The organism is Pseudomonas sp. DCB_BI (genome assembly GCF_026240995.1).
In the GTDB taxonomy this organism is placed as follows: Bacteria; Pseudomonadota; Gammaproteobacteria; order Pseudomonadales; family Pseudomonadaceae; genus Aquipseudomonas.
Genome location: NZ_JAPFCG010000034.1, coordinates 1 through 20,577 on the forward strand (window position 1 = coordinate 1; position 20,577 = coordinate 20,577).

18 protein-coding genes are annotated in these 20,577 nt (G+C 62.2%); 17 read left to right on the forward strand and 1 reads right to left on the reverse strand.

Going from position 1 to position 20,577, the window contains the following annotated elements; genetic code table 11:
* The 15 genes from bamA to ispD form a co-directional block, all read left to right on the forward strand.
* The coding region (bamA, locus tag OO258_RS26435; RefSeq protein ID WP_266034649.1) for an outer membrane protein assembly factor BamA at nt 1-1,090 on the forward strand (1,090 nt) is incomplete at its 5' end.
* 44 nt (nt 1,091-1,134) lie between these two features.
* Nucleotides 1,135-1,638 (forward strand): OmpH family outer membrane protein, encoded by a 504-nt coding sequence (locus OO258_RS26440; protein WP_003252311.1) that lies wholly within the window; start codon nt 1,135-1,137, stop codon nt 1,636-1,638.
* Between the two features lies 1 nt (nt 1,639).
* The gene (gene lpxD / locus OO258_RS26445) at nt 1,640-2,695 is read left to right on the forward strand and encodes a UDP-3-O-(3-hydroxymyristoyl)glucosamine N-acyltransferase (protein ID WP_266034652.1); all 1,056 of its coding nucleotides are present in this window, start codon (nt 1,640-1,642) and stop codon (nt 2,693-2,695) included.
* Nucleotides 2,696-2,809: 114 nt separating this feature from the next.
* Nucleotides 2,810-3,250 carry a 3-hydroxyacyl-ACP dehydratase FabZ gene (gene fabZ / locus OO258_RS26450; RefSeq protein ID WP_051097422.1) on the forward strand — a complete coding sequence of 147 codons (441 nt, stop codon included), beginning with the start codon at nt 2,810-2,812 and terminating at the stop codon, nt 3,248-3,250.
* Nucleotides 3,247-4,023 carry an acyl-ACP--UDP-N-acetylglucosamine O-acyltransferase gene (gene lpxA / locus OO258_RS26455; RefSeq protein WP_110746056.1) on the forward strand — a complete coding sequence of 259 codons (777 nt, stop codon included), beginning with the start codon at nt 3,247-3,249 and terminating at the stop codon, nt 4,021-4,023. The genes fabZ and lpxA overlap by 4 nt, the downstream gene beginning before the upstream one ends.
* A gap of 1 nt (nt 4,024) precedes the next feature.
* Complete coding sequence (gene lpxB / locus OO258_RS26460; RefSeq protein ID WP_266034660.1) at nt 4,025-5,152, forward strand: lipid-A-disaccharide synthase; 1,128 nt, start codon at nt 4,025-4,027, stop codon at nt 5,150-5,152.
* Between the two features lies 1 nt (nt 5,153).
* The gene (rnhB, locus tag OO258_RS26465) at nt 5,154-5,777 is read left to right on the forward strand and encodes a ribonuclease HII (RefSeq protein WP_266034663.1); all 624 of its coding nucleotides are present in this window, start codon (nt 5,154-5,156) and stop codon (nt 5,775-5,777) included.
* 185 nt (nt 5,778-5,962) lie between these two features.
* Nucleotides 5,963-9,487, forward strand: coding sequence for a DNA polymerase III subunit alpha (gene dnaE / locus OO258_RS26470; RefSeq protein WP_266034666.1), 3,525 nt, complete (start codon nt 5,963-5,965; stop codon nt 9,485-9,487).
* 106 nt (nt 9,488-9,593) lie between these two features.
* Entirely contained in the window at nt 9,594-10,541 is a 948-nt protein-coding gene (locus OO258_RS26475) for an acetyl-CoA carboxylase carboxyltransferase subunit alpha (RefSeq protein ID WP_110746060.1), read from the forward strand.
* A gap of 171 nt (nt 10,542-10,712) precedes the next feature.
* Nucleotides 10,713-11,996 carry a tRNA lysidine(34) synthetase TilS gene (gene tilS / locus OO258_RS26480; protein ID WP_266034670.1) on the forward strand — a complete coding sequence of 428 codons (1,284 nt, stop codon included), beginning with the start codon at nt 10,713-10,715 and terminating at the stop codon, nt 11,994-11,996.
* A 269-nt stretch (nt 11,997-12,265) separates the two neighbouring features.
* The gene (locus tag OO258_RS26485; protein WP_110746062.1) at nt 12,266-13,894 is read left to right on the forward strand and encodes a CTP synthase; all 1,629 of its coding nucleotides are present in this window, start codon (nt 12,266-12,268) and stop codon (nt 13,892-13,894) included.
* 3 nt (nt 13,895-13,897) lie between these two features.
* On the forward strand, nt 13,898-14,743 hold the full coding sequence (gene kdsA / locus OO258_RS26490; protein WP_019097123.1) for a 3-deoxy-8-phosphooctulonate synthase: 846 nt from the start codon (nt 13,898-13,900) through the stop codon (nt 14,741-14,743).
* Nucleotides 14,744-14,897: 154 nt separating this feature from the next.
* Nucleotides 14,898-16,187, forward strand: a complete 1,290-nt coding sequence (gene eno, locus OO258_RS26495; protein WP_003252333.1) for a phosphopyruvate hydratase — start codon at nt 14,898-14,900, stop codon at nt 16,185-16,187.
* A 164-nt stretch (nt 16,188-16,351) separates the two neighbouring features.
* A complete protein-coding gene (gene ftsB, locus OO258_RS26500; protein WP_004576849.1) occupies nt 16,352-16,633 on the forward strand; it encodes a cell division protein FtsB in 282 nt (93 codons plus the stop codon).
* On the forward strand, nt 16,630-17,337 hold the full coding sequence (ispD, locus tag OO258_RS26505) for a 2-C-methyl-D-erythritol 4-phosphate cytidylyltransferase (RefSeq protein ID WP_266034675.1): 708 nt from the start codon (nt 16,630-16,632) through the stop codon (nt 17,335-17,337). The genes ftsB and ispD overlap by 4 nt, the downstream gene beginning before the upstream one ends.
* Nucleotides 17,338-17,469: 132 nt before the next feature.
* Here ispD and OO258_RS26510 read toward each other — a convergent pair whose 3' ends face one another.
* Complete coding sequence (locus tag OO258_RS26510; protein ID WP_110746065.1) at nt 17,470-18,366, reverse strand: LysR substrate-binding domain-containing protein; 897 nt, start codon at nt 18,364-18,366, stop codon at nt 17,470-17,472.
* Nucleotides 18,367-18,473: 107 nt separating this feature from the next.
* Between OO258_RS26510 and OO258_RS26515 the strand changes: the two genes are divergently transcribed.
* Both OO258_RS26515 and fghA read left to right on the forward strand, forming a co-directional pair.
* A complete protein-coding gene (locus OO258_RS26515) occupies nt 18,474-19,586 on the forward strand; it encodes an S-(hydroxymethyl)glutathione dehydrogenase/class III alcohol dehydrogenase (RefSeq protein ID WP_016712915.1) in 1,113 nt (370 codons plus the stop codon).
* 8 nt (nt 19,587-19,594) lie between these two features.
* The gene (fghA, locus tag OO258_RS26520) at nt 19,595-20,449 is read left to right on the forward strand and encodes an S-formylglutathione hydrolase (protein WP_266034684.1); all 855 of its coding nucleotides are present in this window, start codon (nt 19,595-19,597) and stop codon (nt 20,447-20,449) included.
* The last annotated feature ends 128 nt before the right edge of the window (nt 20,450-20,577 follow it).

Consider the following 20,577-nt stretch of genomic DNA (forward strand, 5'->3'; position numbering starts at 1 on the left):
GATCACCGCCAGCGTCGGCTTCGCCCAGAGTGCGGGCCTGATCCTGGGTGGTTCGATCAGCCAGAGCAACTTCCTCGGTACCGGTAACAAGGTGTCCATCGGGCTGACCCGTTCGGAATACCAGACCCGCTACAACTTCGGCTTCGTTGATCCCTACTTCACGGCCGATGGCGTCAGCCTGGGCTACAACGCCTTCTACCGCAGCACCGACTACGACGATCTCGACGTCGACGTGGCCAGCTATGCGGTGGACAGCTACGGTGCCGGCGTCAGCCTGGGCTACCCGATCAGCGAAACCTCGCGTCTGACCTACGGCCTGAGCGTGCAGCAGGACAAGATCAAGACCGGCAAGTACACCGTTGACGAGATTTTCGACTTCCTTGAGCAGGAAGGCGACAACTTCCTCAACTTCAAGGCCTCGATCGGTTGGTCCGAGTCGACCCTGAACAAGGGCGTGCTGGCCACCCGTGGCCACTCGCAAAGCCTGACCCTGGAATCGACCATTCCAGGCAGCGACCTGTCGTTCTTCAAGCTTGACTACCGTGGTCAGCTGTTCCAGCCGATCAACAACGATTACACCCTGCGCCTGCACACCGAGCTGGGCTATGGTGATGGTTACGGCAGCACCTCTGGCCTGCCGTTCTACGAGAACTACTTCGCAGGTGGCTTCAACTCCGTGCGTGGCTTCAAGGACAGCAGCCTTGGCCCTCGCAGTACACCGAGCATCGGCGAGGCCGCGGGTGGCAAGCCAGGCACCATCGCCGACCCGGATCAGGATCCGCTGCCGTTCGGTGGTAACGTGTTGGTGCAAGGTGGCGTCGAATTGCTGTTCCCGCTGCCGTTCGTCAAGGACCAGCGTTCGCTGCGCACCTCCGTGTTCTGGGATGTGGGTAACGTGTTCGATACCAACTGCGGCAACAAGCCTGATTGCGAAAAAGTCGGCTTCTCGGGCATGGCCAGCTCGGTCGGCTTGGGCGTGACCTGGATTACCGCACTGGGCCCGTTGAGCTTCAGCCTGGCAATGCCGGTGAAAAAGCCGGACGATGCCGATACCCAGGTGTTCCAATTCTCTCTGGGCCAGACCTTCTAAGGTCGGCCCTTGCTTAATGACAACGGTTTATCCAGGAGTGCATCGTGCGTAAATTGGCTCAACTGGCCGTAGTGGCCGCGGCGCTGGTCGCCACCCCGGCTTTCGCCGAAATGAAGGTTGCCGTTCTGAACTATCAGATGGCCCTGCTTGAATCGGATGCCGCCAAGAAATACGCGGTCGATGCCGAGAAGAAGTTCGGCCCGCAACTGACCAAGCTGAAAAGCCTGGAAAGCAGTGCCAAGGGCATCCAGGACCGCCTGATCAAAGGCGGCGACAAGATGCAGCAGCAGGAGCGTGAGCGCCTGGAGCTCGAGTTCAAGCAAAAGGCCCGCGACTTCCAGTTCCAGTCCAAGGAGCTGAACGAAGCCAAGGCCGTTGCCGATCGCGACATGCTCAAGCAGCTGAAGCCGAAGCTGGACGGTGCTGTCGAAGAAGTGATCAAGAAGGGCGGTTACGACCTGGTCCTGGAGCGTGGTGCGGTCATCGATGTCAAGCCTCAGTACGACATCACCCGCCAGGTCATCGAGCGCATGAACCAAGCCCGTTGATATGAGTGTGACCATGACGCTAGGCCAGCTGGCCGAGGCCCTCGGTGCTACCCTCAAGGGGCCCGAGGCGCTGCAGATTACCGGGCTGGCCACCTTGCAAGAGGCTGGCCCGACGCAGTTGAGCTTCCTCGCCAACCCGCAGTACCGCAAGTACCTGGACAACAGCCAGGCCGGCGCGGTGCTGCTCAAGGCTGCGGATGCCGAGAGCTTTGCCGGCAATGCCCTGATCGTGGCGGACCCGTACCTGGCTTACGCGCGGATTTCCCACCTGTTCGATCCCAAACCCAAGGCTGAGGCGGGAATACATCCCAGCGCCGTGGTGGCGGAAGATGCCCAGGTGGACGCCAGCGCCAGCATCGGGCCGTTCGCGGTCGTCGAAAGTGGTGCGCGCATCGGCGCCAACGTCAGCATCGGCGCACACTGCTTCATTGGTGCCCGCTGTGTGGTCGGTGAAGGGGGGTGGCTGGCACCGCGGGTCACGTTGTATCACGACGTGACCATCGGTAAGCGTGTAGTCATACAGTCGGGTGCCGTGATCGGCGGCGAGGGCTTCGGCTTCGCCAACGAGAAGGGCATCTGGCGTAAAATTGCACAGATCGGCGGCGTCACCATCGGTGATGACGTGGAGATCGGCGTCAATACTGCTGTAGACCGTGGCGCGCTGTCCGACACCCGGATCGGCGACGGGGTCAAGTTGGACAACCAGATCCAGATCGCTCACAACGTGCAGATCGGTGATCACACGGCCATGGCCGCTTGCGTCGGAATCTCCGGCAGCACGCGCATCGGCAAGCACTGCATGCTGGCCGGTGGTGTGGGGCTGGTTGGGCACATTGATATTTGCGACAACGTTTTCGTTTCCGGAATGACCATGGTTACCCGTTCGATCACTGAACCGGGTTCCTATTCTTCCGGCACTGCCATGCAGCCATTGGCTGACTGGCGCAAGAGCGCCGCGCGTATCCGCCAACTGGACGACATGGCCAAGCGTCTCCAGCAGCTGGAAAAACGCGTCGATACCGTGACCTCAGGTGGCCTGCCGACATCAGAAGGCTGATACCATTCCCTGAGCAAGAGTGAACAGTCGCTAGCTGGCTCCTCTTTGGATTGCAAAAGGAGCGTGTGGTCAGCACCTGCGCTCCCTATTCTTATTACAGGCTTCCCCCCCGAAATGATGGACATCAACGAGATTCGCGAATACCTGCCTCACCGTTACCCGTTCCTGTTGGTGGACCGCGTAACGGACCTGGACTTCGAGGCCCAGAGCATTCGTGCCTACAAGAATGTCAGCATCAACGAGCCGTTCTTCAATGGCCACTTCCCGGCGCACCCGATCATGCCGGGCGTCCTGATCATCGAAGCCATGGCCCAGGCGGCCGGCATCCTGGGTTTCAAGATGCTCGATGCCAAGCCGGCTGATGGCACCCTGTACTACTTCGTCGGTTCCGACAAACTGCGCTTCCGTCAGCCGGTGCTGCCAGGTGACCAGCTGGTGCTGGAGGCCCGGTTCCTCAGCCGCAAGAGCATGATCTGGAAGTTCGAATGCCGTGCGCTGGTCGACGGCAAGCCGGTTTGCTCGGCAGAAATCACCTGCGCGGAACGCTCCCTATGAATTCGATTGATCCTCGGGCCATTATCGATCCATCAGCCAGGCTGGCCGATGGTGTCGAGGTCGGCCCTTGGTCGATCATTGGCCCTGATGTAGAAGTCGGGGAGGGCACCGTTATCGGGCCGCATGTTGTGCTTAAAGGGCCGACCCGTATCGGCAGGCACAACCGTATCTTTCAGTTTTCCTCGATCGGCGAAGACACCCCGGACCTGAAGTACAAGGGGGAGCCGACGCGGCTGGTCATTGGTGATCACAACGTGATCCGCGAAGGGGTGACCATTCATCGTGGTACCGTTCAGGACCGTGCGGAAACCACAGTGGGTGACCATAACCTGATCATGGCCTACGCCCACATCGGCCATGACAGCGTCATCGGTAATCACTGCATCCTGGTCAACAACACGGCGCTGGCCGGCCATGTGCATGTGGGTGACTGGGCAATCCTGTCCGGTTATACCCTGGTACACCAGTACTGCCATATCGGTGCCCACGCGTTTTCCGGCATGGGTACGGCAATCGGCAAGGACGTACCGGCGTTCGTCACCGTGTTCGGCAGCCCGGCCGAAGCCCGCAGCATGAACTTCGAGGGCATGCGCCGCCGCGGTTTCAGTGACGAGGTGATCCATGTGCTGCGTCGTTGCTACAAGATTGTCTACCGCCAGGGCCTGACTGTCGAAGATGCGCTCAAGGAGTTGGCCGAACCGGCTGCGCAACATCCTGAGGTCGAGCTGTTCCGCCAGTCGATCGTGAACTCCGCCCGCGGCATTACCCGCTGACATGGCCCGGCTTTGCGTAGCCTTGGTCGCGGGTGAGGCCAGCGGCGATATTCTGGGTTCAGGCTTGATGCGGGCTCTCAAGGAACGCCACCCCGATGTCCGTTTCATCGGCGTGGGCGGCCCCTTGATGGAAGCAGAAGGCCTGCAATCCTACTTCCCCATGGAGCGTCTGGCGGTCATGGGCCTGGTCGAAGTACTGGGGCGCCTGCGCGAATTGCTCAAGCGTCGCAAGCTGCTGATCAAGACCCTGATCGATGAAAAGCCCGATGTATTCATCGGCATCGACGCCCCTGACTTCACCCTCAATATCGAACTCAAACTGCGCCAGGCCGGGATCAAGACCGTGCACTACGTCAGCCCTTCGGTATGGGCCTGGCGACAGAAGCGTGTGCTGAAGATTCGCGAAGGCTGCGACTTGATGCTGACGCTCCTGCCTTTCGAGGCGCGCTTCTACGAAGAGCAGGGCGTGCCGGTGCGCTTTGTCGGCCACCCGCTGGCCGACACCATCCCGCTTGAAGCCGACCGTGCGGCCGCGCGCGCCCTGCTGGGGCTTGGTGACGGGCCAGTGGTGGCACTGATGCCGGGCAGCCGCGGTGGCGAAGTGGGCCGCCTGGGCGCATTGTTCCTCGATGCCGCCGAGCGCTTGCGCCAGCAGGTGCCAGGCGTGCGCTTCGTGCTGCCTTGCGCCAATGCTGCGCGGCGCGCCCAGGTCGAGCAGATGCTTGAAGGGCGCCAGTTGCCGCTGACCCTGCTCGATGGCCAGTCGCATCAGGCCTTGGCCGCATGTGATGCCGTCCTGATCGCCTCGGGCACCGCTACTCTCGAAGCGCTGTTGTACAAGCGGCCGATGGTGGTGGCTTATCGCCTGGCGCCGTTGACCTACTGGATCCTCAAACGCCTGGTGAAAAGCCCCTACGTGTCGTTGCCGAACCTGCTGGCCCAGCGTGAGTTGGTGCCCGAGTTGCTGCAGGACGACGCGACCAGCGAAGCCCTGGCCAAGACCTTGGCGCCGCTCGTGCAAGATGGCAGCCGGCAGACCGAACGCTTCGACGAAATTCATCGCACCCTGCGCCGTGACGCCTCAAACCAGGCGGCCGAAGCGGTACTGGCCCTGCTCAAGGACCGCTGACATGCAAATTGGATTGGACTTCAACCTGGTCGAAGACTTGGTCGCCGGTGTCGACGAAGTAGGCCGTGGCCCGCTGTGCGGCGCAGTGGTCACGGCGGCGGTGATCCTCGACCCGGCGCGGCCGATCATTGGCCTGAACGACTCGAAGAAGCTCACCGAGGCCAAGCGCGAGGCGCTGTTCGACGAGATTTGCGAAAAGGCCCTGAGCTTCTGCATCGCCCGCGCTGAAGTCGAGGAGATCGACCGCCTGAACATCCTGCAGGCCACCATGCTGGCCATGCAGCGTGCGGTCGAAGGCTTGCACGTTACGCCCAAACTTGCCCTGATCGACGGTAACCGCTGCCCGAAACTGGCAGTCCCGTCAGCGCCTGTGGTCAAGGGTGATAGCCAGGTGCCGGCCATTGCGGCGGCCTCGATCCTGGCCAAAGTGACCCGTGATCGGGAAATGAGTGCATTCGAACTGATCTACCCAGGTTATGGCATTGGCGGGCACAAGGGCTACCCAACCCCGGTGCATCTCGAAGCCTTGGCGCGCCTTGGGCCTACGCCCATTCATCGGCGTTCCTTCGCCCCGGTGCGGGCAGCCTGGGAAGCGCGCGAAGGCGTCACCGATTCCCTGATCTGACCTATTGGGGCCGCTTTGCGGCCCTTCGCGGGCATGCCCGCTTCCCAGGATTCATCGGTCTGAGCAGCGGTGCCGTACCTGCAGGAGCGGGCGTGCCCGCGAAGGGCTGTAAAGCAGCCCCAAAAAAAGCCCCTAGTTAGGCTACAATCCCGCCCTTGTCGTTCAGCACTGCTACAGGATCTTCCATGTCGGTTCCCTTCGTTCACCTGCGCGTCCACTCCGAATTTTCGCTGGTCGACGGCCTGGTGCGGATCAAACCACTGGCCAAGGCACTGGCCGGGATGAACATGCCGGCGGTAGCCATCACCGACCAGAGCAACATGTGCTCGCTGGTGAAGTTCTACAAGACTGCCATGGGCGCCGGCATCAAGCCGATCTGTGGTGCCGACCTGTGGCTGGCCGGGGCCGACCCGGAAGCGCCGCTGTCGCGCATCTGTTTCCTGGCCATGGACCCCAAGGGTTATCGCAACCTCACCGAACTGATTTCGCGCGGTTGGACCGACGGCCAGCGCAATGGCCTGGTCATTCTTCAGCGCGAATGGATCGCGCCTGCGAGCGAAGGCCTGATTGCTCTGTCCGCAGGCAAGGAGGGCGACATCGGCATGGCCCTGCTGGCCGGCCGGGAGGATGAAGCCCAGGCCCTGTTGCAAGACTGGATGGGCATGTTCCCCGACCGCTTCTATGTCGAGGTGCAGCGCACCAACCGCGCCCGTGACGAAGAATACGTGCACGCCGCTGTGGCGCTGGCCGACAAGCTCGGCGCGCCGCTGGTTGCCACCAACGACGTACGTTTCATCAAGCAGGCCGACTTCGATGCCCACGAAACCCGCGTGTGTATCGGTGAGGGCTGGACCCTCGACGACCCGCGCCGCCCGCGAGGCTACAGCGACCAGCAGTACCTGAAGTCGGCTGAGGAAATGGCCGAGCTGTTCAGCGACCTGCCCGACGCCATCGCCAACACCGTGGAAATCGCCAAGCGCTGCAATATCCAGGTACAGCTGGGCAAGTACTTCCTGCCCGATTTCCCCACGCCCAACGGCATGGGCATCGACGACTACCTGCGGCATGTTTCCCACGAGGGCCTGGAAGAGCGCCTGGCGGTGCTGTGGCCGAAAGAGACCACGCCCAATTACGAAGAGAAGCGCCAGGTCTACCTGGACCGCTTGAAGTTCGAGCTGGATATCATCATCCAGATGGGCTTCCCCGGTTACTTCCTCATCGTTATGGACTTCATCAAATGGGCCAAGAACAACGATGTACCGGTTGGCCCGGGCCGTGGTTCGGGTGCCGGCTCGCTGGTGGCCTATGTCCTGAAGATCACCGACCTCGACCCGCTGGCCTATGACCTGCTGTTCGAGCGCTTCCTCAACCCCGAACGTATTTCCATGCCCGACTTCGACGTCGACTTCTGCATGGATGGCCGTGACCGGGTGATCGACTACGTGGCCGAAGCCTATGGCCGCAACGCGGTAAGCCAGATCATCACCTTCGGTACCATGGCCGCCAAGGCGGTGGTGCGTGACGTGGCGCGTGTGCAGGGCAAGTCCTACGGCCTGGCCGACCGCCTGTCGAAGATGATCCCGTTCGAAGTGGGCATGACCCTGGAGAAGGCCTACGAGCAGGAAGAGATCCTGCGCGACTTCCTCAAGGGCGACGAAGACGCCCGTGAAATCTGGGACATGGCCTTGAAGCTGGAAGGCGTGACCCGGGGTACCGGCAAGCACGCCGGTGGTGTGGTTATCGCACCGACCAAGCTCACCGACTTTTCGCCGATCGCCTGTGATGAAGAGGGTGGCGGCCTGGTAACCCAGTTCGACAAGGATGACGTCGAGGCCGCCGGCCTGGTGAAGTTCGACTTCCTCGGCCTGCGAACCCTTACCATCATCAAGTGGGCGATGGAGATCATCAACCGCGAGCAGGCCAAGAAGAACCTGCCCGATCTCAACATCGATTTCATCCCGCTGGATGACCGCAAGACCTACGAGCTGCTGCAGAAGGCCGAAACCACGGCGGTGTTCCAGCTTGAATCGCGCGGCATGAAGGAGCTGATCAAGAAGCTCAAGCCCGACTGCCTGGAAGACCTTATCGCACTGGTTGCGTTGTTCCGCCCAGGGCCGCTGCAATCGGGCATGGTGGACGACTTCATCAACCGCAAGCACGGCCGCGCCGAACTGGCCTACCCGCATTCCGACTACCAGTACGAAGGCCTCAAGCCGGTACTGGCCCCCACCTACGGCATCATCCTGTACCAGGAACAGGTGATGCAGATTGCCCAGGTCATGGCCGGCTACACCCTGGGTGGTGCCGACATGCTGCGCCGGGCAATGGGTAAGAAAAAACCCGAAGAAATGGCCAAGCAGCGCGGTGGTTTCATCGAAGGTTGCGTGGCCAACAATATCGATGCGGACCTGGCCGGTAACATCTTCGACCTGGTGGAGAAGTTCGCTGGCTACGGCTTCAACAAATCCCACTCCGCCGCCTACGGCCTGGTGTCGTACCAGACAGCCTGGCTGAAAACCCACTACCCGGCGCCGTTCATGGCAGCGGTACTGTCGGCGGACATGCACAACACCGACAAGGTGGTGGTGCTGGTCGAGGAAGTACGCAGCATGAAGCTGCGCCTCGACGCGCCGGACGTGAACTTCTCCGACTTCAAGTTCACGGTCAACAACGACGGCCGTATCGTTTACGGCCTGGGCGCCATCAAGGGGGTCGGTGAAGGCCCGGTGGAGGCGATCGTCGAAGCGCGTGCCCAGGGCGGGCCGTTCAAGGATCTGTTCGACTTCTGTGAACGCATCGACCTCAAGCGGGTCAACAAGCGTACCCTCGATGCGCTCGTGCGCAGCGGCGCGCTGGACCGCCTGGGGCCGCATTTCCATGACGAGATCAAGGCCTACCAGGCCAACATCGACCTCAACCGGGCGACCTTGCTGTCAGCGCTGGGCGAGGCGATCAAGGCCGCCGAGCAGGCCGCGCATACCGCTGACAGTGGCCATGTCGACCTGTTCGGCAGCATGTTCGCTGAAGCGGAGGTTGACGTTTATGCCAACCACCGCAAGGTGCGCGAGCTAACCCTCAAGGAACGCCTCAAGGGCGAGAAGGACACCCTTGGCCTGTACCTGACCGGCCACCCGATCGACGAGTACGAGACCGAGATTCGCCGCTTCGCCCGCCAGCGCATCATCGACCTCAAGCCGTCACGCGAAACCCAGACCATCGCCGGCATGATCATTGCCCTGCGGGTGATGAAGAACAAGAAGGGTGACAAGATGGGCTTCGTCACCCTGGATGACCGCTCCGGGCGCATCGAGGCATCGCTGTTTGCCGATGCCTACATCGCGGCACAGTCCTTGCTGCAGAACGATGCAATGGTGGTGGTCGAGGGAGAGGTCAGCAACGACGACTTCTCCGGTGGCCTGCGCCTGCGGGTGAAGCAGGTCATGACCATGGAAGATGCACGTACCAAGCTGGCCGAGAGCCTGCGCCTGAAGGTGGCGCACGAAGCGCTCAAGGGCGACCGGCTGAAGTGGCTGGGCGAGTTGATCACCCGCCATCGTGGCGCGTGCCCGATCACCCTGGAGTACACCGGCAGTGATGCCAAGGCCATGCTGCAGTTCGGCGAGCAGTGGGCGATCGATCCGGCTGACGGGCTGATTCAGGCGCTGCGTGACCAGTTCGGGCGTGAGAACGTCTTCCTGCAATATCGTTGAATCGACAAAAATTTAATCTCGACCTGAATGCGCCTGATCCCTTAAGGTAGGGCGCCAAACGGATCAACCGGCCGGCCGCCTGGCCGTAGACCCAAGACGGATGACTATGAACCCGAATTTTCTCGATTTCGAACAGCCGATTGCCGACCTGCAAGCCAAGATCGAAGGCCTGCGCCTGGTAGGCAACGACAACTCGCTGAACATCAGCGATGAAATTGCCCGTCTGCAAGACAAGAGCAGCACCCTGACCGAAAGCATCTTCGGCAACCTGACCAGCTGGCAGATTGCCCGCCTGGCGCGTCATCCACGTCGTCCATACACCCTGGACTACCTGGAGCACATCTTCACCGAGTTCGAAGAACTGCACGGTGATCGCCACTTCTCCGACGATGCTGCCATCGTGGGGGGGACGGCGCGCCTGGACGGCAAACCGGTCATGGTCATTGGCCACCAGAAAGGCCGCGAAGTGCGCGAGAAAGTGCGCCGCAACTTCGGCATGCCGCGCCCTGAAGGCTACCGCAAGGCCTGCCGCCTGATGGAAATGGCCGAGCGGTTCAAGATGCCGATCCTGACCTTCATCGACACCCCGGGCGCCTACCCGGGCATCGACGCCGAAGAACGCAACCAGAGCGAAGCCATTGCCTGGAACCTGCGCGTGATGGCGCGCCTGAAAACCCCGATCATCGCCACCGTGATTGGTGAAGGTGGTTCCGGCGGTGCACTGGCCATCGGTGTGTGCGACCAGCTGAACATGCTGCAGTACTCCACCTACTCGGTGATCTCGCCGGAAGGCTGCGCCTCGATCCTGTGGAAGACTGCCGACAAGGCAGCTGACGCGGCCGAGGCCATGGGCATCACTGCCGAGCGCCTGAAGAGCCTGAACATTGTCGACAAGGTCATCCAGGAGCCGCTGGGCGGCGCCCACCGTGATCCGGCCAAGATGTCCGAAAGCATCCGCGCCGACCTGGTGCAGCAGCTGGACATGCTCGGCAAGTTCGACAACGATGCGCTGCTGGCCCGTCGTTACGAGCGCCTGATGAGCTACGGCCTCTGATTCTGATTTGCCCCGGGGCCGTTTTACGGCCCTTGTGATTGATGGCACCGGCTTCGCCGGTGTTCGCGGGTAAACCCGCTCCTACAGGTATTGCGCTGCCCTTGAGGCTTGCGCCGTACGTGTGGGAGCGGGCATGCCCGCGAATGCTTTCTGGAATCGAGCGAGGGCTAGATGATCAACCTCACTCCTTGGCTCAACGCCCCCACCTGGCACGTCGCCTTCTCTGGCGGCCTCGATTCCACCGTCCTCCTGCACCTGCTGGCCGAATACGCCCGCAACCACGCATCCCCCCCACTGCGCGCCATCCATATCCACCACGGCCTGCAAGCCGCTGCCGACGCCTGGCCCGCCCACTGCCAAGCCATCTGCGACAATTTCGACGTTGAACTCCAGGTTATCCACGTCCAGGTCTCCCCAGGCGCCAGTCTGGAACAGGCGGCCCGCGACGCCCGCTATGCCGCTTTCAGGCAAGCCCTGAGCCCAGGCGGCATCCTGTTCACCGGCCAGCACCGCGACGACCAGGCCGAAACCCTGTTGTTCCGCTTGTTGCGCGGTGCCGGCCTGCGTGGCCTGGCGGCAATGCCGGGGCGGCGGGCGTTGGGGCAGGGCAGCCTGGTCAGGCCGTTACTGGCCTGTTCCCGGCAACAGTTGCAGGAATATGCCGAGGCCCAAGGGCTGACCTGGATCGAAGACCCGTCTAACGCCGACACACAATTCGCACGCAACTTCCTGCGCGGCGAAGTGATGCCGCAGTTGCAGCAGCGTTGGCCACAGGCCAGCCAGAACTTCGCCCGTGCAGCACAGCATTTGGGAGAGGCGCTGGGCATGCTGGACGAACTGGCCCAGGAAGACCTGGCGCTTGCGGGGGAGGGCGCGCCCACGGCCTGGGCAGGGCTGGACTCCCTCGACCTGGCAGCCCTGAGGGCACTGTCCCCGGCGCGTCAGCGCAACGCCTTGCAATACTGGCTGAGCCAACGCAGCCGGTTGCCCGATACCCGGCATTGGGCTGGTTGGGTAGATCTGCGCGATGCCGCTGCCGATGCACAACCGATCTGGCGGCTGGCTGACGGGCAGCTGCTGCGCAGCCATGGGCGCATCTGGTGGTTGAGCGGCGATTGGTTGCAGCATCCTGTTGGCCAGCTGGACTGGCCAGTGCCCGGGCTGCCGTTGCTGCTGCCAGGCAACGGCAGTGTGCGGCTGGTTGGCGCAGCCGGGCTGCACGGGCTGCGCGTAGCCTACCGGCAGGGCGGCGAAGTGCTGGAGGTTCCCGGCCGAGGCCGACGTGAGCTCAAGCGTCTGCTCAACGAGCAGCAGGTCCCGCATTTCCTGCGTTCGCGCCTGCCGCTGCTGTACCACGGCACGCGCCTGTTGGCGGTGGCCAACCTGCCCGGGCTGTTGCAGGCGGATTGCCAGCTGCACTGGCAGTTACCGACGAACGCGCAAGGTTTGAGCTGAAGGGTACATTCCGGTAGACTACCCTCCCTTCTTGATACAACTTCTGTGGGTTCCGCGAAAACACAGCAGTTGCCGATTACCAAGCAGTTTTTTGCTGGGCTGATTCTGAAAATGACGAGCGAGCTCCATGCCGGGGATAACCCTGGTCTGTACAGACGCGGCAGTTTTTCGAGATGCACTGTGATTGACGCAGGTGATCGGGGGCTTCGGCCTTCCTTCGCTTTCTCCGGCGGCGCTGGCCGCCTTAACGCAGACTTCTAGGGTTTTTCATGACGCGCTACATATTCGTCACGGGCGGTGTTGTTTCTTCATTGGGGAAAGGCATTGCCTCGGCTTCCCTGGCGGCCATCCTGGAAGCGCGGGGCCTGAAGGTCACCATGCTCAAGCTGGATCCGTACATCAACGTCGATCCGGGCACCATGAGCCCGTTCCAGCACGGTGAAGTGTTCGTCACCCACGATGGCGCCGAGACCGACCTCGACCTGGGCCACTACGAGCGGTTCATCCGCACCACCATGACCCAGAACAACAACTTCACCACCGGCCGTATCTACGAGCACGTGCTGCGCAAAGAGCGCCGTGGTGACTACCTGGGCGCGACCATCCAGGTCATCCCGCACATCACCGACGAGATCAAGCGTCGCATCATCAAGGGCGCCGGCGATGCCGACGTGGCCCTGGTGGAAATCGGCGGTACCGTGGGTGACATCGAGTCGCAGCCGTTCCTCGAGGCAATCCGCCAGCTGCGTGTAGAAGTAGGCTCCAAGCGCGCCATGCTGATGCACCTGACCCTGGTCCCGTACATCGCCACCGCTGGCGAGACCAAGACCAAGCCGACCCAGCACTCGGTCAAGGAGCTGCGCTCCATCGGCCTGCAGCCGGACGTGCTGATCTGCCGCTCCGACCACCCGGTCGATGCCTCGTCGCGTCGCAAGATCGCGCTGTTCACCAACGTTGAAGAGCGTGCGGTGATTTCGCTGGAAGACGTCGACACCATCTACAAGATCCCGGGCGTGCTCCACGCACAGGGCCTGGACGACTTCGTCGTCGAGCGCTTCGGCCTGCAGTGCAATGGCGCCGACCTGTCCGAATGGGACAAGGTGGTCGATGCCAAGCTCAACCCGGAGCAGGAAGTGACCATCGCCATGGTCGGCAAGTACATGGAGCTGCTGGATGCGTACAAGTCGCTGATCGAAGCGATGAGCCACGCCGGCATCACCAACCGCACCAAGGTCAACCTGCGCTACATCGACTCGGAAGACATCGAGAACCAGGGCACCAGCCTGCTCGAAGGCGCCGATGCCATTCTCGTGCCAGGCGGTTTCGGCCTGCGCGGCGTGGAAGGCAAGATCACCGCGGTGCAATACGCCCGTGAGAACAAGGTTCCGTACCTGGGTATCTGCCTGGGCATGCAGGTGGCCGTGATCGAGTTCGCCCGTAACGTGATGGGCTGGAAAGACGCCAACTCCACCGAGTTCGACCGCAATAGCGGCCACCCGGTCGTTGGCTTGATCACCGAGTGGGCCGATGCCACTGGCGCGGTCGAGACCCGCGACGAAGCTTCCGACCTGGGCGGCACCATGCGCCTGGGTGCACAGGACTGCCAGCTGGCTGCCGGTTCGAAGGTGCACGACTGCTACGGCAAGGACGTGATCACCGAGCGTCACCGTCACCGCTACGAAGTGAACAACAACCTGCTGCCGCAACTGGTCGACGCTGGCCTGGTGGTTTCCGGCCGTTCCGAAGACGGCGCGCTGGTGGAAGTGGTCGAATCCAAGGACCACCCATGGTTCGTCGCCTGCCAGTTCCACCCAGAGTTCACCTCCACCCCGCGTGACGGCCACCCGCTGTTCAGTGGTTTCGTCAAGGCAGCCCTGGCTCAGAAGAACAAGGCCTGATCAATGACCCAGAAGATCATTCGCGTCGGTAACATCGAGATCGCCAACGACAAGCCGTTCGTCCTGTTCGGCGGCATGAACGTCCTGGAGTCCCGTGACCTGGCAATGAAGGTCTGCGAAGAGTACGTGCGGGTTACCGAAAAACTCGGTATCCCGTACGTGTTCAAGGCCAGCTTCGACAAGGCCAACCGTTCGTCGGTAACGTCCTACCGTGGTCCAGGCATGGAAGAAGGGCTGAAGATCTTCGAAGAGATCAAGCGGACCTTCAACGTGCCGGTGATTACCGACGTGCACGAGCCGTATCAGGCCGAGCCGGTGGCCAAGGTGTGCGACATCATCCAGCTGCCGGCCTTCCTGTCGCGGCAAACCGATCTGGTAGTGGCCATGGCCAAGACCGGTGCGGTGATCAACATCAAGAAGGCCCAGTTCCTCGCACCCCAGGAAATGAAACATATCCTGGCCAAGTGCGAAGAGGCCGGTAATGACCAGTTGATCCTCTGCGAGCGTGGTTCCAGCTTCGGTTACAACAACCTGGTGGTGGACATGCTCGGCTTCGGCATCATGAAGCAGTTCGAGTACCCGGTGTTCTTCGACGTGACCCACGCCCTGCAGATGCCGGGTGGTCGCGCCGATTCCGCCGGTGGCCGCCGCGCCCAGGTTACCGACCTGGCCAAGGCCGGTATGAGCCAGGGTCTGGCCGGGCTGTTCCTTGAAGCCCACCCCGATCCGGACAACGCCAAGTGCGATGGCCCGTGCGCGCTGCGCCTGGACAAACTGGAGCCATTCCTGGCCCAGCTCAAGCAACTGGACGACCTGGTGAAAAGTTTTCCGACGGTAGAAACCGCGTAAAGCTCATTTCTCGGGTAAAGTACTGCCCGTTCCACCCCTGACCCGCCGGTCAGGGGCCCCCTTCACTTGGCCTGCCAATCGCAATTTCAGCCAGGTGAACGGCAAGAATTCTCTAAGCTGCGTTGTTTTCGTCAATTCTGGAGTGCTTACAACAATGGCAAAAATCGTCGACATCAAAGGTCGTGAAGTTCTCGATTCGCGTGGCAACCCCACTGTGGAAGCCGATGTACTGCTCGACAACGGCATCATCGGCAGCGCTTGCGCGCCGTCCGGTGCTTCCACCGGCTCGCGCGAAGCGCTGGAGCTGCGTGATGGCGACAAGAGCCGTTACCTGGGCAAGGGCGTGCTGAAGGCTGTCGCCAACATCAACGGCCCTATCCGTGACCTGCTGCTGGGCAAGGATCCTTCCGACCAGAAGGCCCTGGACCGCGCCATGATCGAGCTGGACGGTACCGAGAACAAGGCCAAGCTGGGCGCCAACGCCATCCTGGCCGTGTCCCTGGCTGCCGCCAAGGCCGCTGCCCAGGACCAGGACCTGCCGCTGTACGCGCACATCGCCAACCTGAACGGCACCCCGGGCCAGTACTCGATGCCGGTGCCGATGATGAACATCATCAACGGTGGCGAGCACGCCGACAACAACGTCGACATTCAGGAGTTCATGGTGCAGCCAGTTGGCGCCAAGACCTTCTCCGACGGCCTGCGCATGGGCACTGAAATCTTCCACCACCTCAAAGCCGTGCTGAAGGCCCGTGGCCTGAACACCGCCGTCGGTGACGAAGGTGGCTTTGCACCGAACCTGGCGTCCAACGAAGACGCCCTGGGCGCCATCGCCGAAGCCGTGGAAAAAGCCGGCTACAAGCTGGGCACCGACGTGACCCTGGCCCTGGACTGCGCCGCTTCCGAATTCTACGAAGACGGCAAGTACAACCTGTCCGGCGAAGGCAAGTCGTTCGACGCCGAAGGCTTTGCCGACTACCTCAAGGGCCTGACCGAGCGTTTCCCGATCATCTCGATCGAAGACGGCCTGGACGAGTCCGACTGGGCTGGCTGGAAAATCCTCACCGACAAGATCGGTGAAAAGGTCCAGCTGGTAGGTGACGACCTGTTCGTGACCAACACCAAGATCCTCAAGGAAGGCATCGAGAAGGGCATCGGTAACTCGATCCTGATCAAGTTCAACCAGATCGGCTCGTTGACCGAAACGCTGGAAGCCATCCAGATGGCCAAGGCTGCTGGCTACACCGCAGTGATCTCGCACCGCTCCGGCGAAACCGAAGACTCGACCATTGCCGACCTGGCCGTGGGTACTGCAGCTGGCCAGATCAAGACGGGTTCGCTGTGCCGTTCCGACCGCGTTTCCAAGTACAACCAGCTGCTGCGCATCGAAGAGCAACTGGGCGCCAAAGCGGTTTACCGTGGTCGTGCCGAGTTTCGCGGCTAAGCAAGAGATGGTAAAAAGACAGTAGCCGGAGCTGTAGGGACGTTCTTACGGAACTGAACTGCGTTCCAACGGGTTTCTGTCGACGAAGCCTGGCCTCGGCCAGGCTTCGTGCTATTCGAGGCCCCGTAAAAGTACGCGGCAGCCTTTTTAACCTGGATAACGTGATGCGCAGTCCCTATTGGTTGTTCCTCGTTCTGCTCCTGCTGTTGGGAGGCCTGCAATACCGCCTGTGGGTGGGTAACGGCAGCCTGGCGCAAGTGACCGAGCTGAAGCAGCAGATTGCCGACCAGCATGCCGAAAACGAGCGATTGCTCGAGCGTAACCGTGTGCTCGATGCCGAAGTGCTTGAGCTGAAGAAAGGCATGGAGACCGTTGAAGAACGCGCCCGCCATGAATTGGGGATGGTCAAAGAGGGCGAAACCCTCTTCCAGTTGCCACAGAAATGATCGAAACCTTACCGGCCTTCTGGGCCGTGATTCCTGCTGCGGGCGTTGGCGCCCGCATGGCTGCCGACCGCCCCAAGCAGTATCTGGAGCTGGCCGGGCAGACCCTTCTCGAGCATAGCCTCGACTGTTTTCTTGGCCACCCGGCGCTGAAAGGTGTGGTGGTCAGCATTGCCGAAGACGACCCGTACTGGCATGGCCTGCGCTGTGCCGGTGACCCGCGAATCCAGCGCGCAGCGGGCGGGCGTGAGCGCGCCGACTCGGTGCTCAACGCCTTGCTGCTGCTGCATGCCCAAGGGGCGGCAGACAGCGATTGGGTGCTGGTGCACGACGCCGCGCGGCCAAACCTGGCACGCAGCGACCTGGACAAGCTGTTGGCGGAGTTGGCGGATGACCCGGTGGGTGGCCTGCTGGCGGTGCCGGCGCGTGACACGCTCAAGCGTGCCGATGGCAACGGGCGGGTAAGCGCTACGGTGGACCGCAGTACCATCTGGCAGGCCTACACGCCACAGATGTTCCGCCTTGGTGCCTTGCACCGGGCGCTGGCTGAGTGCCTGGTGTCCGATGTGGTGGTGACCGATGAAGCTTCGGCCATCGAGTGGTCCGGCCAAGCGCCGCGGCTGGTCGAAGGGCGTAGCGATAACATCAAGGTGACCCGGCCGGAAGACCTTGAGTGGTTGCGTCAGCGCTGGGCGGGTAGGCGCTGAACATCGTTCTCCTGTACCGGCCCATTCGCGGGTAAACCCGCTCCCACAGGATCTTCACCGGGTCTGAAATCTGTTGAGTGACTGTGGGAGCGGGTTTACCCGCGAATGGGCCAGTACAGGCAGCACATCCCTTCACCCGAAACGATATTCCGGCAACCCCGCCAACCCTTCCTTCAGGTAATCCACCAACCGCCGTACCTTCGGCGACAGGTGTCGCTGCTGCGGGTACAACGCCCATACCGCCGTATTCGGCGGCTGGTGCGCTTCGAGTAAAGACACCAGCGCACCAGTGTTCAGGTGTTCCAGCACGTAGTAGTCCGGCAACTGGCACAACCCGATCCCTTGCAGCGCCGCATCCAGCACTGCCTGGCCACTGTTGCAGCGCCAGTTGCCCTGTATCCGCTGGCTGATTTCGCGGCCGTCCTGCTGCAGCGCCCATAAGTCCGAACTGCCCACCAGGCAATTGTGACGCGCCAGCTCCGACAGGCTATGCGGCCGGCCATATCGCTCCAGATAGGCCGGCGAGGCGCACAGATACATGCGCCGTGGCGCCAGGCGGGTGGCTACCAGGCGAGAATCGGCCAGCCGGCCCAGGCGGATCGCCAGGTCCATGCCTTCATGCAGCAGGTCGAGGGTGTGGTTACTCAATTCCACGTCCACCCGTAACTGCGGATACAACGCCATGAACCGCGTCACCAACGGCACGATGAAACGTTCGCCATAGGCCACAGCGCAGGTCATGCGCAGCAAGCCCTTCGGCTCGCTGGCCAGATCGCCCATGGCACGCAGGGCTTCCTCGCGGCCATCCTGCAGGCGCTGGCAATGCTGCAAGAAGGTCTGCCCGGCTTCACTCAGCGTCACCCGGCGGGTACTGCGATACAGCAGACGGGTCTGCAAGCGCTCCTCCAGCCGGGCGATCTGCCGACTGATGTGCGACGAGGACACCCCCAGGCGCTCGGCGGCGGCGGTGAACTGGCCCGACTCGGCCACGGCGACGAATTCGTCGATCCCTTCCCAGCGGCTGCTCATGGATTATCCCTGTATGGCAATAATGTTTTGTCTTTGGCCTGATTATTCATTAAAAGGCGCTGAATTACACTGCAAGACTGAATCGACCCTCTGTCTGGAGACCTTTGATGATCAAGTCCCGTGCTGCCGTAGCCTTCGAAGCCAAGAAACCCCTGGAAATCGTCGAAGTCGACGTGGCCATGCCCAAGGCCGGCGAGGTGCTGCTGCGCGTGGTCGCCAGCGGTGTCTGCCACACTGACGCCTACACCTTGTCCGGCGCCGACCCGGAAGGCATCTTCCCATCGATCCTCGGCCACGAAGGTGGGGCTATCGTCGAAGCGGTAGGCGAGGGTGTGACGTCGGTGGCCGTGGGGGATCACGTGATCCCGCTGTACACGCCGGAATGCGGCAAGTGCAAGTTCTGCCTCTCGGGCAAGACCAACCTGTGCCAGGCCATTCGCGCCACCCAGGGCAAGGGCCTGATGCCGGACGGCACCACGCGCTTCTCGTACAAGGGCCAGCAGCTGTTCCACTACATGGGCACCTCGACGTTCTCCGAGTACACCGTGCTGCCGGAAATTTCCGTGGCCAAGATCCAGAAGGAAGCCCCCCTGGAAAAGGTCTGCCTACTGGGCTGCGGCGTCACCACCGGTATCGGTGCAGTTCTCAACACCGCCAAGGTCAAACCGGGTGACACCGTGGCCATCTTCGGCCTCGGCGGCATCGGTCTGTCGGCCGTGATCGGCGCGGTGAAGGCCAAGGCGTCGCGGATCATCGCCATCGACATCAACCCGGCCAAGTTCGAGATCGCCCGCCAGCTGGGCGCCACCGACTGCATCAACCCGAAAGACTACGATCGCCCGATCCAGGAAGTGATCGTCGACCTCACCGACGGTGGCGTGGACTTCTCCTTCGAGTGCATCGGCAACGTACAACTGATGCGCGCCGCCCTGGAATGCTGCCACAAAGGCTGGGGTGAGTCGGTCATCATCGGCGTGGCCGGTGCCGGCCAGGAAATCGCCACCCGCCCGTTCCAGTTGGTGACCGGTCGGGTATGGCGTGGTTCGGCGTTCGGCGGCGTGCGTGGGCGCAGCGAGCTGCCAAGCTACGTGGAAATGTCCGAAAAGGGCGAGATTCCGCTGGACACCTTCATCACCCACACCATGGGCCTGGAGGACATCAACAAGGCCTTCGACCTGATGCACGAAGGCAAGAGCATCCGCAGCGTGATCCACTTCTGAGGTGTGCCATGAGCCTGGATAATATCTCCTGCCAAAAGAGCTTCGGCGGCTGGCACAAGCGTTACCGGCATCACTCCAAGGTGCTGGGTTGTGACATGGTGTTCGCTGTGTACCTGCCGCCGCAGGCCGAGCAGGGTGAAAAGCTGCCGGTACTGTACTGGCTCAGCGGCCTCACCTGCACCGACGAGAACTTCATGCAGAAGGCCGGCGCCCAGCGTCTGGCCGCCGAGCTGGGGCTGATCATCGTTGCCCCCGATACCAGCCCGCGTGGCGAGCAGGTGCCGGGCGATCCGGACGGCGCCTGGGACTTCGGCCTGGGCGCTGGCTTCTACCTCAACGCCACCCAGCAACCCTGGGCGCAGCACTACCGCATGCACGACTATGTGGTGGAAGAACTGCCGGCGCTGATCGAGGCACACTTCCCAGCGTCGGCCGAGCGCAGCATCAGCGGCCACTCCATGGGCGGGCATGGCGCGCTGGTGTGCGCCTTGCGCAACCCGGGGCGCTACCGCTCTGTCTCGGCGTTCTCACCCATCAGCAACCCGATGGATTGCCCGTGGGGCGAGAAGGCGTTCGGTCGCTACCTCGGCGAAGACCGTGCGCGCTGGCGCGAGTGGGATGCCAGCGTGCTGCTGGCCGAGACGCCTGCTGGCGAGTGCCCACCGTTGCTGGTAGATCAGGGCGACCGCGATGACTTCCTCGAGAAGCAGCTCAAGCCCGAAGCGCTGGAGCAGGCGGCACGCAAGGGCGGCCATGAACTGACCATGCGCCTGCAGCCTGGCTATGACCACAGTTACTACTTCATCGCCAGCTTCATCGAAGACCACCTGCGCCATCATGCGGTGGCGCTGGGGCGGGTTTAAGCCGTAGCATTTTCAGCGTTTGTGATACCGAGCGCCGCCCGCGCGGCGCTCGATCTGGCGCCGCCAATACAGCGTCAATCACCTCACGCCCCAATGCCTCAAAAGCAGGTAGAATCACGCCCTGACTC

Excerpts from the sequence above, each read along its gene's own strand:
- lpxD (WP_266034652.1), top strand. The coding sequence starts at position 1,640 with ATGAGTGTGACCATGACGCTAGGCCAGCTGGCCGAGGCCCTCGGTGCT.
- fabZ (WP_051097422.1), top strand. The coding sequence starts at position 2,810 with ATGATGGACATCAACGAGATTCGCGAATACCTGCCTCACCGTTACCCG.
- lpxA (WP_110746056.1), top strand. The coding sequence starts at position 3,247 with ATGAATTCGATTGATCCTCGGGCCATTATCGATCCATCAGCCAGGCTG.
- lpxB (WP_266034660.1), top strand. The coding sequence starts at position 4,025 with ATGGCCCGGCTTTGCGTAGCCTTGGTCGCGGGTGAGGCCAGCGGCGAT.
- rnhB (WP_266034663.1), top strand. The coding sequence starts at position 5,154 with ATGCAAATTGGATTGGACTTCAACCTGGTCGAAGACTTGGTCGCCGGT.
- dnaE (WP_266034666.1), top strand. The coding sequence starts at position 5,963 with ATGTCGGTTCCCTTCGTTCACCTGCGCGTCCACTCCGAATTTTCGCTG.
- OO258_RS26475 (WP_110746060.1), top strand. The coding sequence starts at position 9,594 with ATGAACCCGAATTTTCTCGATTTCGAACAGCCGATTGCCGACCTGCAA.
- tilS (WP_266034670.1), top strand. The coding sequence starts at position 10,713 with ATGATCAACCTCACTCCTTGGCTCAACGCCCCCACCTGGCACGTCGCC.
- OO258_RS26485 (WP_110746062.1), top strand. The coding sequence starts at position 12,266 with ATGACGCGCTACATATTCGTCACGGGCGGTGTTGTTTCTTCATTGGGG.
- kdsA (WP_019097123.1), top strand. The coding sequence starts at position 13,898 with ATGACCCAGAAGATCATTCGCGTCGGTAACATCGAGATCGCCAACGAC.
- eno (WP_003252333.1), top strand. The coding sequence starts at position 14,898 with ATGGCAAAAATCGTCGACATCAAAGGTCGTGAAGTTCTCGATTCGCGT.
- ftsB (WP_004576849.1), top strand. The coding sequence starts at position 16,352 with ATGCGCAGTCCCTATTGGTTGTTCCTCGTTCTGCTCCTGCTGTTGGGA.
- ispD (WP_266034675.1), top strand. The coding sequence starts at position 16,630 with ATGATCGAAACCTTACCGGCCTTCTGGGCCGTGATTCCTGCTGCGGGC.
- OO258_RS26510 (WP_110746065.1), bottom strand. The coding sequence starts at position 18,366 with ATGAGCAGCCGCTGGGAAGGGATCGACGAATTCGTCGCCGTGGCCGAG.
- OO258_RS26515 (WP_016712915.1), top strand. The coding sequence starts at position 18,474 with ATGATCAAGTCCCGTGCTGCCGTAGCCTTCGAAGCCAAGAAACCCCTG.
- fghA (WP_266034684.1), top strand. The coding sequence starts at position 19,595 with ATGAGCCTGGATAATATCTCCTGCCAAAAGAGCTTCGGCGGCTGGCAC.